This is a genomic window from Cardiobacterium valvarum (assembly GCF_900460955.1).
Classification (GTDB): Bacteria; Pseudomonadota; Gammaproteobacteria; order Cardiobacteriales; family Cardiobacteriaceae; genus Cardiobacterium; species Cardiobacterium valvarum.
Genome location: NZ_UFUW01000001.1, coordinates 2,574,275 through 2,589,055 on the forward strand (window position 1 = coordinate 2,574,275; position 14,781 = coordinate 2,589,055).

Below are 14,781 nucleotides of genomic sequence, written 5' to 3' on the forward strand. Positions count from 1 at the left end.
GCATTGGGCGGGGGACTTGGGTCAGTGCGGAATTATTTTTTGTAATCCTTGCGCACAAACGGCATGGCGACGATTTCAATTGGCACATCTTTGTCGCGGACTTTCGCGGTGAGTTTGGTGCCGACAGCGGCAAGATCGGTGCGGACGTAGCCCATTGCCACCGGCGCGTTCACGGTGGCACCGAAGCCGCCGCTGGTGATGGTGCCGACTTTTTCGCCATTGTGGTACACGTCGGTATGGGCACGCACTGGCGCACGGCCTTCGATACTGAAGCCGACGCGTTTGCGTGATGCACCTGTTTTGATATGGCGGGCGACGATATCTGCGCCCGGATAGCCACCGGCGCGGTCGCCACCGGGGCGGCGCACTTTCTGGATGGCCCAGATAAGCGAGGCTTCGATGGGGCTGGTGGTGGTGTCAATGTCATTGCCGTAGAGGCAGAGACCCGCTTCGAGACGGAGACTGTCGCGTGCGCCGAGGCCGATGGGTTTGACGCGGGCATCGCTGCACAGCGCATCAGCAAAGACGGCGGCTTTGCTGTTCGGCACGGAGATTTCGTAGCCGTCTTCCCCGGTGTAGCCAGAGCGGCTGACCCAGCACTCGGCACCGAGCAGGGTGAAGGCGCCGCCGTGCATGAAGGTCAGGTCGCGTACTTTCGGCTCGATAGCGGCGAGCACCTCTACCGCTTCCGGTCCTTGCAGGGCGAGCAGGGCGCGTTCCGGCCACCATTCGACTTTACAATCGGGCAGCCCGGCTTGCAGTTTGGTGAAGTCGGCGTCTTTGCAGGCGGCGTTGACCACGACGTAGAAATCATTGGCACGGCGGGTGAGCATGAGGTCGTCATCAATACCGCCCTGGGCGTTCATCAAGAGGGCATAGCGTTGCTGGTTGACTTCCAGCCCGTGCAGGTCAACCGGCAACAGGCGTTCCAGGCTGGTGGCAACATCCGCGCCGCTGATGGTGAGCTGCCCCATATGCGACACGTCAAAGAGCCCGGCGTGCTCGCGCGTCCACAGGTGTTCTTTCACGATGCCTTCGGCGTATTGCACCGGCATGGCGTAGCCGGCAAAGGGGACGATTTTCGCGCCGTGGGCGACGTGCCAGTCATAGAGGGCGGTGTGTTTCTCAGTGCTCATATTAAGTCTCCTTAGTTGGGAAAAATTGTTGAAACGCGGTTAAAGTTTGAGGGTTGCTGTGAAGTATTATACGCCTTCCCCGCTACCGGGCGGATAATTGTATTTATAACGGGAGCTTGCTAGAATCCGCGCGTTTTTTCATCCACACAGGTAACCATGTCCAAAGAAGAAAATATTGAAATGATCGGCACCGTGGTAGAGAGTCTGCCCAACACCACTTTCCGTGTCGAGCTGGAAAACGGCCACATGATCAACGCCCACATTTCCGGCCGTATGCGCAAACACTACATCCGCATCCTCACCGGCGATAAAGTCAAAGTAGAAATGACGCCGTATGACCTGAGCAAAGGCCGCATCATTTTCCGCGAAAAATAAGAATGCCCAGAAAGCCCGCAGTACGCGGGCTTTTTTACATCCGGAGTACACCATGCACCGCATCATCAGTGACGCAGCCAGCATCCGCGCTGCCGCACAACAACTCGACGCCAACCTGCGCGCCGCCCTGCCCGAATGCATTGATTGCACCGTGGGTGGTGCCGGCGGCAGCTTTACCGTGACCGTTGCCTATTCGCCCTCCTTCGACTTGTGGTACGCCGCCCAACAGAGCGACAAAACCTACTGGCACGGCTTCGGTAACGGTGCACCGCAGGCGGGGAAGAAAGTGGCACTTGCCAGTGAAATCAACATCCCGGCGGACGGGTTGAACCGCGCCATATCCGGCGCTTTTGCACGTGATGACACCGGGCGGGTATGGCTGCTGCACCGGGGGAAAATCCGTGGCGGCAAGGCCCTCTTCTTCGCTCACTACAACGGCGCGACCATCACCGTACAAGACGGCGATAAGGAAGACCGCTGCGCCCTCATCGGCGCGGTGGATGATCCGGAAATCGCCGCCCACATCGCCCGCTTCGTCGCCGAAGTCGTGCGCATCAAGGCAGCAGCGAAAAAATGAAGCGGCTGTTACCAAGCCGATAACGAATAAGCCGTATGCCGGCAGCGTGCTATTATCGCATCGCCTTCGGGCCTCCCTTTAACCCTTAACCATAAGGAATCTTTATGAAAAAAGCAGTGTTTGCTTCCCTGATCGCTGCCGCGTTCCCGGTCATTGCCCTTGCCGGTTCCTGTGACGACTATTTCAAGAAAGCGGAAGAAGGCCTGAAAAAAGACGGTGCTTACAGCGAACAGACGATGAAAATCATCAAGGATCAAGTCGCCGCTGTGCCTGCCGATCAGCAGGAGACCTTCTGCAAAACGGCTCTGGAAGCCTACAGCATGGCCGATCAAGATAGCGACAAGGACGATGCCGAAGAGAAAAAAGACGCAGCCAAAGGCTGAGTTGACCTCTTTATCAAGCCGGACCTGCGGGTTCGGCTTTTTTATGCGCGGTAGTTTGGCATTTCTTCCGGCGGGGAGGCTATCCGCTGCGCGCGTATAATCCGCGTTTTTGCGGAGCATCTTATGCCCTCCTTTGGTAGCGACTATCTCGCCGGTTGCCACCCGGCCATCCTCGAACGCCTCATCGCCAGCAATCTCGAACAAACCCCCGGCTACGGCCTTGACCCCTACTGCGCCTCCGCGCGCGCCAAAATCCGTGCTGCTATCGGCGATGACAACGCCGACGTGCATTTCCTCGTTGGTGGTACACAGACCAACACCACCGTCATCGCCCACATCCTGCGCCCGCATCAGGGTGTGATTGCGGCGGAAGCGGCGCACATTGCCACCCATGAAACCGGCGCCATTGAAGCAGCCGGGCACAAAGTGCTGGCGTTGCCGTCCACCGACGGCAAGCTGACGGCAGCGCAAGTGCAGGATTTCTTCACCCAGTACTACGCGGCGAGCGGTATTCAGGAGCACATCGTGCAGCCCGGCATGGTGTACATCTCGCAGCCGACTGAACTCGGCACGGTGTACAGCCGTGCGGAACTCGCCGCTTTGGCGCAAGTCTGCCGCCGCCACAGCCTGCCGCTCTTCGTTGATGGTGCCCGCCTCGGCTATGCCCTGCATCCCGAAGTGAGCGACGTGACGCTTGCCGACCTCGCCGCCCTGAGCGATGTGTTCTACATTGGCGGCACCAAATGCGGTGCCCTCTTCGGCGAGGCGGTCGTGATCACCCGTGACGCCTGCAAACCGTATTTCCGCGCGACCATGAAGCAACACGGCGGCCTGCTTGCTAAAGGGCGACTGCTCGGCATCCAGTTCGACGTACTTTTTACCGACGACCTCTACACCCGCATCTGCCACGACGCCATCGCCCATGCCCGCTGCATCCGCAGCGCCTTCGCCGCGCGCGGCATTGCCTTTTACGGCGCTTCCACCACCAACCAGCAATTCCCCATCCTGCCCGAAGCAGAGGCGGCGCGCTTCATCCGCGACTACGGCTTCGCCGCCTACTGGCCTGCGGAAAACGGCCAACAAATCGTGCGCTACTGCACCAGTTGGGCGACCACGGCAGCGGAAGTCGAGGCGTTGCTGGCAGCCATCTGATCACACCCGCCCGCTGCCGCCGGGCAGATGGGTTGATGACGGAAGTTGACCGCCAAGCGGCGAAAATACTGGCTTTCGCGTAGGGCGGGCTTTAGCCCGCCATTGCCACAGTGACACGGTTTTGCGGCGGGCTGAACCACCCTACGGTTTGGGTCGCCAAGCGGCGTGGTTACCAACCCCGCCAAGCGGGATAAAACCCGGGCTTCCGCCGCCGCAAAATCCGTCCACTACCTTTTGCTACACTGCGTCTTCTCTATGGTAAGGAGCTGACCACATGAAATTCCCGCTGTTTTTCTTCGTTTTTTTGTCTTCGTGGCTATTCGCGCAGGAGGTGCCGCCGGCGGAGGAGAAATCCGCGCTCACCGTGCAGCTCGGCACGCCGCAGCGCGTCACGCACGAGCGCACCCTTGCCGCTGAGGGCGAGGTCGCTGCGCGCGAGTTGGCGGCGGTGAATGCGCAGTTGGCCGGGGTGGCCCTTGCGCAGTTGAAGGCGGATGTCGGCGACCGCGTGCAGGCCGGGCAGGTGCTGGCTCTGTTTGATGCCGCGCCTTTGCAGCAGGAGGTGGCACAGGCGCAGGCGGCGGTGAACCGTGCCCAGGCGGCGCTGGCGCAGGCGAAGCGCAATGCGGCGCGGGCGCGCAAGCTGGTCAAGGACAGCGCGTTCAGTGTCAATGATGCCGAGCAGTTGTTCACCGCCGAGCGTGATGCGCAGGCGGCGCTGGATGGTGCGCAGGCGGCGCTGCGTCTCGCGCAGTTGCGTCTGGGTTATGCGCAGGTGCGCGCCCCGGCGGCGGGCATTATCACCGCACGTCCGGCGGAGCTTGGCATGACGGCGGCAATCGGACTGCCGCTCTTTACGGTGCAGGTGAATGGCGCGCTGGAATGGCGGGCGCGGGTCGCGCCGGATGCGGCGGCGTCGCTTCGTTCAGGCACGGTGGCACATCTCGCGGTGGGCGGGACGGCGGTGAATGGACGGGTACGCAAGCTGGCGCCGACGGCGGACGCGGCGTCGCGGCTGGTTACGGTGTTTGTTGATGTGCCGCAAGATGCGCCGCTGCGCGCCGGAATGTTTGTGCGCGGCGCGTTTGCCCTCGGCGGGGAAGCGGTGCTGACGGTGCCGGCGTCGGCGGTGGTGCGCGAGGATGGTTATGACTTGCTGGTGCTGGTGGATGGCGACAACCGCGCCTCCCGCCGCACGGTATCGCTGGGCGAACGTATCGGCGAGCGCGTGGTGGTGCGCGAGGGGCTGGCAGCGGATGCGCGCTTTGTGCTGCGCGGCGGCAGCTTTTTGCAGGATGGGGATATGGTGCGCGTAGTGGATGGTGAGTGATGCTTCGGTATGCAGGGTGGGCTTCAGCCCACCACAAACCCATGTCGCTATGGCAATGGTGGGCTGAAGCCCACCCTACGGTCTCTTCCTACCCGCCATTTTTAACCGGAGGTAAGTCATGAATTTTTCTGCCTGGTCGATCCGTAATCCACTGGCCACGATTTTGCTCTTCATCCTGCTCACGCTCGGCGGCATTCACGCGTTTAATGTGATGAAGATCCAGCAGTTCCCCGATATGGATTTCCCGGTGGTGATGGTTACGGTCACGCTGCCCGGTGCCGCGCCACCGCAGCTGGAAACGGATATTGCCAAGAAGGTGGAGAGTCGGGTGGCGTCCATCGACGGGGTGAAGAAAATTCGCGGCGTGTTGCAGACCGGCGCTTCCACCACGATTATCGAGTTCCGCCTGGAAAAGGATTTGCAGGAGGCGCTGGACGAGGTGCGTTCGGCTATCGGCGAGATTCGCAGCGATTTGCCGGCGGATGCGAATGAACCGGTGATCAGCAAGATAGGGACGACTGGGCTGCCGCTGCTCACGTTTTCGGTATCGGCGCGCGATATGGACGTGCTGGCGCTGTCGTGGTTTGTGGATGACAAGTTGAACCGCCGCCTGACCGCGGTTCCCGGCGTCGGCAGTGTGGACCGCATCGGCGGCGAGGCACGCACGGTGGAGGTCTTGCCCGATCCGGTGAAGTTGCAGGGATTGGGGCTGACGATTACGGAATTGCAGCAGCAACTGTTCGCGCTGCAACGCGATGCGGCAGGCGGCGAGGCGCAGGTCGGCGGCGGCAAGCAGACAATCCGTGCGCTGGGGGCGTTGTCGTATGCGCCCGCGCTGGCCGAATTGCAAATCCGCACGGCGGGCGGTGCTTACCGCCTGGGCGATCTCGCCACCATCCGCGATGGTGCAGCGGAAGCGGATTCGCTGGCGCTCTACGACGGTGAGACGGTGGTCGCTTTCTCCATCACCCGCAGCCGGGGCGCGAGCGAGGTTGGGGTCGCGCATGCGGTCGAGGCGGAGCTCGCCCGCATTCAGGCGGATTATCCGCAGATGACGATTGCCAAGGTCTATGACCGCGCCACACCGGTCGAGGACGATTACCACAGCTCGTTCGATATGCTGCTGGAAGGCGGGCTGCTCGCCGTCCTCGTCGTTTTCCTCTTCCTGCGCAACTGGCGCGCGACGCTGGTTGCCGCCATTGCCCTGCCGCTATCGGTCATCCCCGCCTTCCTCGTCATGTGGTTGCTGGGTTTTACCCTGAACATCATCTCGCTGCTGGCGCTGTCGCTGGTTATCGGCGTGCTGGTGGACGATGCCATCGTCGAAATCGAAAACATCATCCGCCACCTGCGCGGCGGCAAATCGCCCTACGACGCGGCGATGGAAGCGGCGGACGAAATCGGCCTGGCGGTGATTGCCACGACCTTCACCCTGATCGGCGTCTTCCTGCCGACCGCCTTCATGGGCAGCGTCATCGGCCAGTTCTTCCGCCAGTTCGGCTGGACGGCGGCGATTGCCGTGTTCTTCTCGCTGGTCGTCGCCCGCCTCGTTACGCCGATGATGTCCGCCTACATCCTGCGCCCGGAACCGCAACATGCCGCGCGCAGCGACGGCATCCTGATGCGCGCCTACCTCGCCGTCGTCGCCCTGGTGCTGCGCTGGCGCTGGACGACGCTCGCGCTCACTATCGTCCTCTTCGCTGTCTCGCTCGGCTGGGCGCGCCACCTGCCCAGCGCCTTCATACCGGATGACGACATGGACCAGACGCGCGTCACCATCGAGCTCACCCCCGATGCCGTCCTGCGTGACACCCTCGCCGTCAGCGAGCAGGTACGCCGCGCCATCGCCGACATCGACGGCATCGAACACATCCTCAGCACTATCGGCGAGCAGACACGGGTCATCGGCAGTATCGGCGGCAAAGCGCGCAACCGCGCCAGCCTCGACATCGTCCTCGCGCCGCGCGGCAGCCGCCCCGACAAGACCCATATCGAACAGGAAATCAACCGCCGCCTGGAAAGCATCCCCGGCGCGCGCTTCAGCGTCGGCCTCAGCAACGGCGGCGAACCCGGCTACATCGTCTCGCTCACCAGCGACAACCCGCGCCTTCTCGAAGAAACCGCGCAAGCCCTGATGCACGACATCCGCGCCTTGCCGAACGCCGGCACCGTCAGCAGTACCAGAAGCCTTGCCCGCGAAGAACTGCGCATCACCCCGGACGCGCTCCACATGGCCGATCACGGCGTGACCACCGCGCAAATCGCCGATACCCTGCGCATCGCCACGCAAGGCGACTACGAACAGCGCCTCGCCAAACTGAACCTCGACAGCCGGCAAATCCCCATCGTCGTCCGCCTGCCCGCAGATGCTCGCGCCGACCTTGCCACCCTGCACGACCTCGCCATCCGTACCGCAAACGGTACTGTGCGCGTCGGCGACGTGGCCCGCCTCGACTTCGGCGGCGGCCCCTCACAAATCACCCGTTTCGACCGCGCCCGCGAAATCCGCGTGACGACACAGGTTGGCAGCGGCCAGCTCGGCGAACTCGTCACCGCCGTGCAAAACACCCCGACCATGCAGCACCTGCCCCCCGCCGTGCGCACCCTCGACGAAGGTCAGGCGGAAAACATGAAAGAACTGTTCGAAGGCTTCGTGCTGGCAATGGGCGTCGGCATCTTCTGCATCCTCGCCATCCTCATCCTCCTTTTCCACCGCGTCCTGCAACCCTTCACCATCCTCATGGCCTTGCCGCTGTCCATCGGCGGCGCCTTCGCCGGCCTGCTCATCAGCGGCAGCGGCATCAGCATGAGCTCGATGATCGGTTTCATCATGCTGATGGGCATCGCCAGCAAAAACTCCATCCTGCTCGTCGATTACAGCATCATCGCCGAAAAACGCGACGGCCTGCCGCGCCATGACGCCATCATCGACGCCTGCCACAAACGCGCCCGCCCCATCATCATGACCAGCGTGGCGATGGGCGCGGGCATGACCCCGCTCATGCTCGGCTGGGGCAAAGGCGACCCGACCTTCAGCCAGCCGATGGCGGTGGCGGTCATCAGCGGCCTTGTCACCTCGACACTCCTCAGCCTCGTCGTCATTCCGGTGGTGTACAGCCTGATGGAAGGCGCGGGGGATTTACTGCGGAGGAAGAAAAAACATAGCTCCGCCCAGACAAGCGACGCACCTACGCCGGGATGATTCCGGGCATAAAAAAAAACGCCGGACTTTCCGGCGTTTTTGCAATCAGTTGCGGATGATGCCGCTGCGGCAGTTCGTCTCAACCGCGTTGCCGTAGGGGTCAATGAAGTTGAGGATGCCTTCGCTGCCTTTCTGGTGCCATTCCGCGCCGCGTCCGTAGAGGCCTTTGGTGGCAACGTAGCGTTCACCGGAAGCGGTCGTGGCATTTTGCAGCACGGCACTCTTGTCGTTCAGGCGCAGTTCGATTTGCTCGGTGCCGAGATGGCGGATATCCACGGCAAGGCCGTTTTCGCAGTCAAAGTGGCCGGGGCCGCCGGTATAGCCCTGCTGCTGCGGGCGCATCGGCTGGCGCGGGTTCTGCGGCTGCGGATAGGCGCTGTTGTCCTGCGGGTAAACCGGATAGTCCGGCTGCGGGTAGTTCGGTGCGGGGTTGTGGTCGTGCGGGTTCATGCCGCTGCTGACACAAGCGGTGAGAAGCAGGCTGGCAAGTGCCGGGGTGGTCAGTTGTTGCAGTTTCATGGGGGTTTCCTTGTTATTGAGGGATGGGGGTTATTGTTACGGATATACTTCCTGCGGCGGCATCTCTTGCGGTGCCACGCCGTAGTAGTTGCCGCTCTGGGCGTCATTAACCTGTGGATACACTTCGCCCTTGCGTTCCGGATGGCGGTCACGCGGGTTCATGCCGCTGCTGATGTTTTTGCAGGCAGCGAGGCTGGCAGCGGCGAGCGCCACGAAGATAATATGCTGTATTTTCATCGATTCTCCATTCGGGTAATGCCGGATGGCGCGCGCATCATAGCGGAATGCCCGGCGGCAGAAAGCTAATATTTTGCAAGGCGTGGCTAACCATTTTGCAAGACAGTTGCGCCATACAATCTCTATACTGCGCGGCGCAGGCAGCGCATGGCATCCTGCGCTTTTTTCCTTCAATTTCAAGGAGTTTTTACGATGAAAATCTGGTTCCCCGCCGCAGCCGCGTTACTCGCACTCGGCTTCTCCGCTTCTGCTTCCGCCGCCCCGGTCAGCTACCAATGCCAGGGTAACAAAAAGGTGACGGTCAACTATTCCTTCAACAAACAGGGCATCCCGACCAGCGCCACCGCCACGCTGAAAGGCAAGGCTCGCGTGATGAAATACGACCTGAACCGCTCTGACAACGTCGAAACCTATTTCAAGGGAGCGGGCTATGAAATCAGCACCTCCAGCATGGATTCTTCCAACTACCGCGAGCAGCCCATCATGATTTTTGCGCCGGGCAGCCAGATCCTCTTCAAGGACTGCAATCCGGCCTCAGGTGCAGCGGCTTCCAGCGACAAGCCGATTAACGCCAACAAGGTGACCAAATCCGGTACCGTTTCCTATATGTGTGAAGCCGACCGCCGCCTGCGCGTGACTTACGGCTTCAACGGCGCGGGTGTGCCGGTGAAGGCCGATGCCACGCTGAAAGGCAAGAAAGTGACGATGAAATACGATCTTGCCAGTTCCGACAATGTTGATGTTACCTTCAAAGGCGCGGGCTACCGCCTCAGCACCAGCGACATGACTGCTGACAACTTCCGCGATCAACCGGTGATGGTTACCGGCCCGGGCAACCAGATCGCCTACAAAGACTGTTCTCCGACAGAATGATGGATGACAGGAAAAAGCCCGCTTCGGCGGGCTTTTTTGTGACCGTGCTGCAGACACGACGATTTTCGCCAAGCGGCGTAGTTACTGGGCCCGCCAAGGCGGGATAAACACTGGCCTCGCAAGCGTCAGCGCGGCAGGCCGATGGGATTGCTGGTAGGCGCAGGGGCGGTGTCGCTGTCGCTTTGCCAGAGCAAGGCGCCGAGGAGGATGAGGATGAGGCCGCCGGCAAGGGCAAGGGTGCGGGTGAGGCGGGCCAAGCGGGCACCATCGTGGGTAAGGCGGTGGGCAAGGTGTTGTCTGCCGTAGTAGCAGAGCAGGGCGATGGTGGTGATAGTCAGCGCGGTGCCGCAGGCGATGGCGAGCGTCATGGCAATGCCCGCACCAGTGATGCCCCAGCTCCAGGCGGCGGCAAGGCTGATAACGGCGCCGCTGCACGGGCGGATGCCGATGGCGATGATCGCCGCCCACGGGCTGAGGGCGGACGTGGCGGGAGTATCGTGATGGTGGTGGTCATGACCGCAGGCACAATGCGCGTCGTGCCGGCGGCGCGGGCGGTGACGGTAGAGGATGTAGGCACCGATGGCGATGATGAGGGCGGCGTTGGCGCGGTTCAGCCAGTAGCTGTGGTTAACAGCGTCCGGCATGAGCAGGTGCAGCAGTCCCATGGCGAGCGCAACCCAGAGGATGGCGCTTATCCCTTGCATGAGGGCACCACCGATGGCGATGGCAAGGGTTTGCCGCCGTGCGGTGGGCTGGCTGAGGGTGAAGGTGGCGATGATGGCTTTGCCGTGGCCGGGGCCGATGGCGTGCAGGATGCCGTAAAGGAAGCCGAGGCCGCTCAGTGTCAGCCAGGTAGTGGTGTCGTTGCCGTGGCGGCGCAGGGCGAGGAGTTGCGCGGCAAGGTCACGCTGCCACTGGTTTTGCAGGCGTTGCAGGGCGTGGTGCAGCGGTTGCCAGTAGGCGATGAGGAGGATGAGTAGCACCAGTGCGATAAGTGCCGGCAGGAGACGGGTCAGGGTGTGCCGCATTGGAGTTCAGAGGTTTGGGCAAAGACGGCGCCAAGTCCGGCTGGCGCCTGGGCGTTCTGGTCGAAGCTCGCCGCCAGTTCTTCTTCTTCGGCGCTGGGTTTGGCTTCGCGGATGGTGAGGGTGCAGCCGTTGTCCCATTGTTTGGGCTGGTCAAGGGCGTAGGTGACGTCCATGTAGTAGCTGTTTTCGTAGACTTTGAAGCGCGCCATGCCGCGCGCGGGCTGTTTGAGTGGCAGGGTGTAGGTGTAGCGCAGTACGCCGCCGGCAGTATCGATGGCGCTGTCACGCGGCTCGCCGAAGCTGAGGGTGTCGCCGTAGGTGAAGCCGTGCTGTTCGCGGAAGTATTGGTCAATGTCTTTTTTGAACTGAGCCAGGGCGGCAGGCTCTTTGTTGCGCTGGATGAGGATTTCGGAGGTGTAGGGGTCAAATTCCCAGCTTTCGCGCAGGGCGGTAAGCGCGCCGCCGGCGTCGGTTTCCGGGGTAATGCGCAGGTCTATCCATTGGTGCGGATGGGCAAGGGCGAGTGCGGGTGCGAGGAGCAGGGACAGCAGGGTTTTCATGTGGCGAGGGCGTGGCGTGGCTGTTGCGGTTTCAGGCCGAAGGCGAAGCGCAGGATGGCGGCGCGGCGCACTCCTTCGTAGCAAAGGTAGGAGAAGGTGAAGGTGAGGGTGAGCAGCAGCAGGTAGTACTGGGTGTTGCTGAGGGCGGGATCGTCCAGCAGCCAGCCGAGCATGATGACCAGCGGATGGTGCACGAGGTAGATGACGATGGCCGAGTTGATGAGGTAGCGCACGGTGCGGCTGCCTTCGCGCTGTACATGGTAAAAATAGTAGAAAAGAAGGAAGGCGACACTGCCGGATGCCGTCATCAGCACCAGGCGCTGCATGAGGATACCGTCAATGCCGTTATTGAAGATGGGATAGAGCTCCAAGCCGTGCGGGTATATCAGGGCCATGGCAACCAGCGACAGCACACCCAGCAGAATGAGGGTGCGGCGGCTGATGTGCGCCAGTTTGTCCTGGTGGTAGTAGAGCAGCGAACCCGCGAAGTAGAAGGGGTAATACTGCACGCCGTGCAGGATGAAGAAGTTGTAGAGCGTGCTGAGGTCGCCGCCGAGGTGCCAGCTTTCGCTGTTCCAGAAAATCAGCGCGGTGTAGCCAACCGAGCTGATGGCCGCGACCAGCAGGCAGGGCAGCATGCCGATGCGCGCGAACACCCCGCGCGGCAAGAGCATGTCAATGGATGCGAAGACCATCAGGCAGATGAGGAACCAGCCGTGCATCACCCAGCGCCAGAAATCGTAGTGCGCCCATTGGTATTCCATGAAAATGCTGCCGAAGACCTGCAGGATAAAGTTCGCGCCAAGGCAGCCCAGGAGCAACGGTACCAGCACGCGTTTCAGCCGTGCCCGCCAGAACACGGCTTTTGTCTTGCGCGCCAGCGTCATCTGCGACAGGAAGCCGGAGACGAGGAAAAATGCCTCCATGCGGAACAGATGTTCGGGGTAAATCGTGGCATAGAGTGCCATCGAGCGGTGATACGGGCTCGCGTAAACAAAAGCGGCGAACGGCGAGAGGACGGCAGCGGCATGCCAGAAGACGCCGATGAGCATCAGCGCGGCGCGCAGCTCATCAAGGCCGTAATAATAGCGGGGCGCCGGGGTGGGACGCGGGGTACGGGCAGACAAAATCAACGCCTTACGAAGTGGAAAGGCCCATTATTCACAAACGGCCGGGAAATGGAAACTTACTGTTTCAAAACTCGCCGAAGCGCGCCACGGCTAACACCGGCCCCCTGAAAATACGGTAGAATGGGGCTATCCCCCACAACATAAAGGAAAAACCCATGCTACACGAATACCGCGAATTGATTGCCGAGCTGCGCCAGAATGACAACCACTTTGCGCGCCTGTTCGACGAGCACAACAGCCTTGATGAAGAAATCAAGCGCATGGAAAGTGATGCCGCCGTCGTTGCCAACAGCCAGGCGGACATTGACCGCAAAAAACGCGAAAAACTCGCGCTGAAAGACAAAATCTACGACTACCTGCGCAAAAAAGAAGCCGCACGCGGCTGAAGCGTCAGACCAACGCAAAGCCCCGCTGATGCGGGGCTTTCTTTTGCCTGTTCTTGCGGTTTCCCAGCGAAAGCCGGTCCCGCTGCCGCAGAAGGAAGGCCAGCGCTATGATAAGGATGATGGATAGCACGCCTCCGGTAGCGGTGATAAAGATCATGATGTGTTTCCGTTATTTGGATATGGAAAGGGGCTGCACGATGACAGCCCCCTTTATATAGCTTGGCGACAATCGCGTGTTTATTGATATTCCGCCTGCCACATTGCATCCTGCACCGTCTGCACCCAATTATCCGTCTGCTTGGTGGCGACACCGTCTTTCACCGCCTGTTTGGCGACGGCGACCGCGACGGTGGCGGATGAGGCGCGCAGGTTATCCACCGGCGGCAACAGCGATGCGCCTACGTCTTGCGGGTTGACCTGTGAAGCGACGGCTTCGGCGGCAGCGAGCAGCATGCCGTCGGTAACGTGTTTGGCGCCAGAGACGATAACTCCCAGGCCAAGGCCGGGGTAAAGCATGGCATTGTTTGCCTGACCAATGACGTAATTCACGCCTTTATACGGTACAGGCGGAACGGGAATGCCGACCGACAGCAACGCCTTCCCGTCCGACCAGGCAATGGCATCAGCGGGCATCACTTCGATGCGCTCGGTCGGGTTGGATAGCGGCAACAGGATGGGGCGCTCCACCCCGGCGCACAGCGCCTTGACGACGGCTTCGGTAAAGGCACCGTGATCGGTGGACGTACCGATCAGGATAGTCGGCTTCACCTGCTTCACCACTTCGAGCAGGCCGATTTTGCCGTCCGCTTTCTGCCAGCCGGCCACTTCGGCGGCGGGGCGGGCGTATGCCTGCTGATAGTCGGGTAGGTCGGCCATATCGTCGGTAACAAGACCGTTGCGGTCGATCAGCCACACCCGTTTCTTCGCTTCTTCGCGCGAGAGGCCGTCGCGTTCCATCGCCGCGCTGATTTGATCCGCCATGCCGGTGCCCGCCGTGCCCGCGCCGTAAACGACCAACCGCTGTTCGGCGAAGGTTTGCTTAGTGACTTTCAGCCCGGAGAAGACGGCGGCCATAACGATGGCGCCCGTGCCCTGCATATCGTCGTTGAAAATGCGGTATTTATCGCGGTTCTGCACAAGGATGCGGCGGGCATTGGACGGGCCGAAGTCTTCAAAATGCAGCAGCGCGTGCGGGAAGAGTTCCGCCGCCACTTTCAGGTATTCGGCGATCAGCGCATCGTAACGTTCGCCGCGCACGCGGGCGTGGCGATTGCCGAGGTAGGCGGGGTCATTGAGCAGCGCTTCGTTGTCGGTGCCGACATCAAGATTGACAGCGATGGTGCGCGCGGGGTGGATACCTGCCGCTGCGGTGTACACCGCCAGCTTGCCGACGGAAATATCCGTGCCGTTCACGCCCCAGTCGCCGATGCCGAGGATTTCTTCCGCGTCCGATACCACCAGCAAATCGACATCATCCGCGCCGAGGCCCAGCGTCGCAAACGAAGCGCGGATATTCTCCGGATGGTTCACATCGAGATACACAGCGCGCGAGCGGCGGTAATCGCGACTCCACTGCTTGATCGCCTCGCCGACGGTCGGGTCATAAACAATCGGCAGCATTTCCGCGAGATGATCGGTCAAGAGCTTGTAGTAGAGCACCTCGTTGCGGTTGTGCAGCTGGTCAAGAAAAATGTATTTCTCCATGTCCTTCTCGTAGGACGCGAACTGGCGATAGGCGCGCGCTGCCTGCTGGTCGAGGGTTTCCACGGCGACGGGCAGTCGGCCGGTGAGGCCATATTTTGCACGTTCATCGACCGTGAACGCGGTGCCCTTATTGGTCAGCGGGTTTTGCATGACATCGGGGGTATTACTCATCATTGTCTCCTATGGGGA

16 protein-coding genes are annotated in these 14,781 nt (G+C 61.3%); 8 read left to right on the top strand and 8 right to left on the bottom strand.

Annotated features, from left to right (window positions below):
- Nucleotides 1-32 precede the first annotated feature (32 nt).
- Nucleotides 33-1,136, bottom strand: a complete 1,104-nt coding sequence (gcvT, locus tag DY250_RS12490) for a glycine cleavage system aminomethyltransferase GcvT (protein WP_115612562.1) — start codon at nt 1,134-1,136, stop codon at nt 33-35.
- A 156-nt stretch (nt 1,137-1,292) separates the two neighbouring features.
- Here gcvT and infA point away from each other — a divergent pair, with 156 nt between their 5' ends.
- The 6 genes from infA (at nt 1,293) to DY250_RS12520 (ending at nt 8,155) form a co-directional block, all read left to right on the top strand.
- The gene (infA, locus tag DY250_RS12495; RefSeq protein WP_006986287.1) at nt 1,293-1,511 is read left to right on the top strand and encodes a translation initiation factor IF-1; all 219 of its coding nucleotides are present in this window, start codon (nt 1,293-1,295) and stop codon (nt 1,509-1,511) included.
- Nucleotides 1,512-1,563: 52 nt separating this feature from the next.
- Nucleotides 1,564-2,088: a restriction endonuclease gene (locus DY250_RS12500; RefSeq protein WP_115612563.1), complete on the top strand. Its 525-nt coding sequence runs from the start codon at nt 1,564-1,566 to the stop codon at nt 2,086-2,088.
- A 104-nt stretch (nt 2,089-2,192) separates the two neighbouring features.
- Nucleotides 2,193-2,471 carry a cell surface protein gene (locus DY250_RS12505; RefSeq protein ID WP_115612564.1) on the top strand — a complete coding sequence of 93 codons (279 nt, stop codon included), beginning with the start codon at nt 2,193-2,195 and terminating at the stop codon, nt 2,469-2,471.
- 123 nt (nt 2,472-2,594) lie between these two features.
- Nucleotides 2,595-3,623 (top strand): threonine aldolase family protein, encoded by a 1,029-nt coding sequence (locus DY250_RS12510; RefSeq protein ID WP_115612565.1) that lies wholly within the window; start codon nt 2,595-2,597, stop codon nt 3,621-3,623.
- 274 nt (nt 3,624-3,897) lie between these two features.
- Entirely contained in the window at nt 3,898-4,953 is a 1,056-nt protein-coding gene (locus tag DY250_RS12515; protein WP_115612566.1) for an efflux RND transporter periplasmic adaptor subunit, read from the top strand.
- A gap of 118 nt (nt 4,954-5,071) precedes the next feature.
- Complete coding sequence (locus DY250_RS12520; protein WP_115612567.1) at nt 5,072-8,155, top strand: efflux RND transporter permease subunit; 3,084 nt, start codon at nt 5,072-5,074, stop codon at nt 8,153-8,155.
- 45 nt (nt 8,156-8,200) lie between these two features.
- On the opposite strand, the gene DY250_RS14655 is transcribed toward DY250_RS12520, so the two are convergent.
- Nucleotides 8,201-8,674 (bottom strand): MliC family protein, encoded by a 474-nt coding sequence (locus DY250_RS14655; protein ID WP_245951131.1) that lies wholly within the window; start codon nt 8,672-8,674, stop codon nt 8,201-8,203.
- A gap of 36 nt (nt 8,675-8,710) precedes the next feature.
- Nucleotides 8,711-8,911 (bottom strand): hypothetical protein, encoded by a 201-nt coding sequence (locus DY250_RS12530; protein ID WP_006986279.1) that lies wholly within the window; start codon nt 8,909-8,911, stop codon nt 8,711-8,713.
- A gap of 192 nt (nt 8,912-9,103) precedes the next feature.
- Here DY250_RS12530 and DY250_RS12535 point away from each other — a divergent pair, with 192 nt between their 5' ends.
- On the top strand, nt 9,104-9,784 hold the full coding sequence (locus DY250_RS12535) for an ACP-like domain-containing protein (protein ID WP_245951132.1): 681 nt from the start codon (nt 9,104-9,106) through the stop codon (nt 9,782-9,784).
- 125 nt (nt 9,785-9,909) lie between these two features.
- Here the strand turns inward: DY250_RS12535 and DY250_RS12540 are convergent, their stop codons facing one another.
- Genes DY250_RS12540 through DY250_RS12550 form a run of 3 tightly spaced genes read right to left on the bottom strand, consistent with a single transcriptional unit; the run spans nt 9,910 to nt 12,499 of the window.
- The gene (locus tag DY250_RS12540) at nt 9,910-10,812 is read right to left on the bottom strand and encodes a nickel/cobalt transporter (RefSeq protein ID WP_115612569.1); all 903 of its coding nucleotides are present in this window, start codon (nt 10,810-10,812) and stop codon (nt 9,910-9,912) included.
- A complete protein-coding gene (locus tag DY250_RS12545; RefSeq protein WP_115612570.1) occupies nt 10,797-11,372 on the bottom strand; it encodes a DUF1007 family protein in 576 nt (191 codons plus the stop codon). Before DY250_RS12545 ends, DY250_RS12540 begins: the two co-directional genes overlap by 16 nt.
- Nucleotides 11,369-12,499, bottom strand: a complete 1,131-nt coding sequence (locus tag DY250_RS12550) for an acyltransferase family protein (protein ID WP_245951133.1) — start codon at nt 12,497-12,499, stop codon at nt 11,369-11,371. The genes DY250_RS12545 and DY250_RS12550 overlap by 4 nt, the downstream gene beginning before the upstream one ends.
- 158 nt (nt 12,500-12,657) lie before the next feature.
- Between DY250_RS12550 and DY250_RS12555 the strand changes: the two genes are divergently transcribed.
- Nucleotides 12,658-12,888, top strand: coding sequence for an HP1242/YdcH family protein (locus DY250_RS12555; RefSeq protein ID WP_115612571.1), 231 nt, complete (start codon nt 12,658-12,660; stop codon nt 12,886-12,888).
- Nucleotides 12,889-12,892: 4 nt separating this feature from the next.
- On the opposite strand, the gene DY250_RS14105 is transcribed toward DY250_RS12555, so the two are convergent.
- Both DY250_RS14105 and DY250_RS12560 read right to left on the bottom strand, forming a co-directional pair.
- On the bottom strand, nt 12,893-13,045 hold the full coding sequence (locus DY250_RS14105) for a hypothetical protein (protein WP_172542374.1): 153 nt from the start codon (nt 13,043-13,045) through the stop codon (nt 12,893-12,895).
- 80 nt (nt 13,046-13,125) lie between these two features.
- Complete coding sequence (locus DY250_RS12560; protein ID WP_115612572.1) at nt 13,126-14,763, bottom strand: NAD-dependent malic enzyme; 1,638 nt, start codon at nt 14,761-14,763, stop codon at nt 13,126-13,128.
- Nucleotides 14,764-14,781 lie beyond the last annotated feature (18 nt).

Bases quoted from the DNA above. Each gene is read 5' to 3' on its own strand.
- infA (WP_006986287.1), top strand. From the start codon at position 1,293: ATGTCCAAAGAAGAAAATATTGAAATGATCGGCACCGTGGTAGAGAGT.
- DY250_RS12535 (WP_245951132.1), top strand. From the start codon at position 9,104: ATGAAAATCTGGTTCCCCGCCGCAGCCGCGTTACTCGCACTCGGCTTC.
- DY250_RS12560 (WP_115612572.1), bottom strand. From the start codon at position 14,763: ATGAGTAATACCCCCGATGTCATGCAAAACCCGCTGACCAATAAGGGC.
- DY250_RS12510 (WP_115612565.1), top strand. From the start codon at position 2,595: ATGCCCTCCTTTGGTAGCGACTATCTCGCCGGTTGCCACCCGGCCATC.
- DY250_RS12505 (WP_115612564.1), top strand. From the start codon at position 2,193: ATGAAAAAAGCAGTGTTTGCTTCCCTGATCGCTGCCGCGTTCCCGGTC.
- DY250_RS12530 (WP_006986279.1), bottom strand. From the start codon at position 8,911: ATGAAAATACAGCATATTATCTTCGTGGCGCTCGCCGCTGCCAGCCTC.
- DY250_RS14105 (WP_172542374.1), bottom strand. From the start codon at position 13,045: ATGATCTTTATCACCGCTACCGGAGGCGTGCTATCCATCATCCTTATC.
- DY250_RS12555 (WP_115612571.1), top strand. From the start codon at position 12,658: ATGCTACACGAATACCGCGAATTGATTGCCGAGCTGCGCCAGAATGAC.
- DY250_RS12500 (WP_115612563.1), top strand. From the start codon at position 1,564: ATGCACCGCATCATCAGTGACGCAGCCAGCATCCGCGCTGCCGCACAA.
- DY250_RS12545 (WP_115612570.1), bottom strand. From the start codon at position 11,372: ATGAAAACCCTGCTGTCCCTGCTCCTCGCACCCGCACTCGCCCTTGCC.
- DY250_RS14655 (WP_245951131.1), bottom strand. From the start codon at position 8,674: ATGAAACTGCAACAACTGACCACCCCGGCACTTGCCAGCCTGCTTCTC.
- DY250_RS12520 (WP_115612567.1), top strand. From the start codon at position 5,072: ATGAATTTTTCTGCCTGGTCGATCCGTAATCCACTGGCCACGATTTTG.
- DY250_RS12540 (WP_115612569.1), bottom strand. From the start codon at position 10,812: ATGCGGCACACCCTGACCCGTCTCCTGCCGGCACTTATCGCACTGGTG.
- gcvT (WP_115612562.1), bottom strand. From the start codon at position 1,136: ATGAGCACTGAGAAACACACCGCCCTCTATGACTGGCACGTCGCCCAC.
- DY250_RS12515 (WP_115612566.1), top strand. From the start codon at position 3,898: ATGAAATTCCCGCTGTTTTTCTTCGTTTTTTTGTCTTCGTGGCTATTC.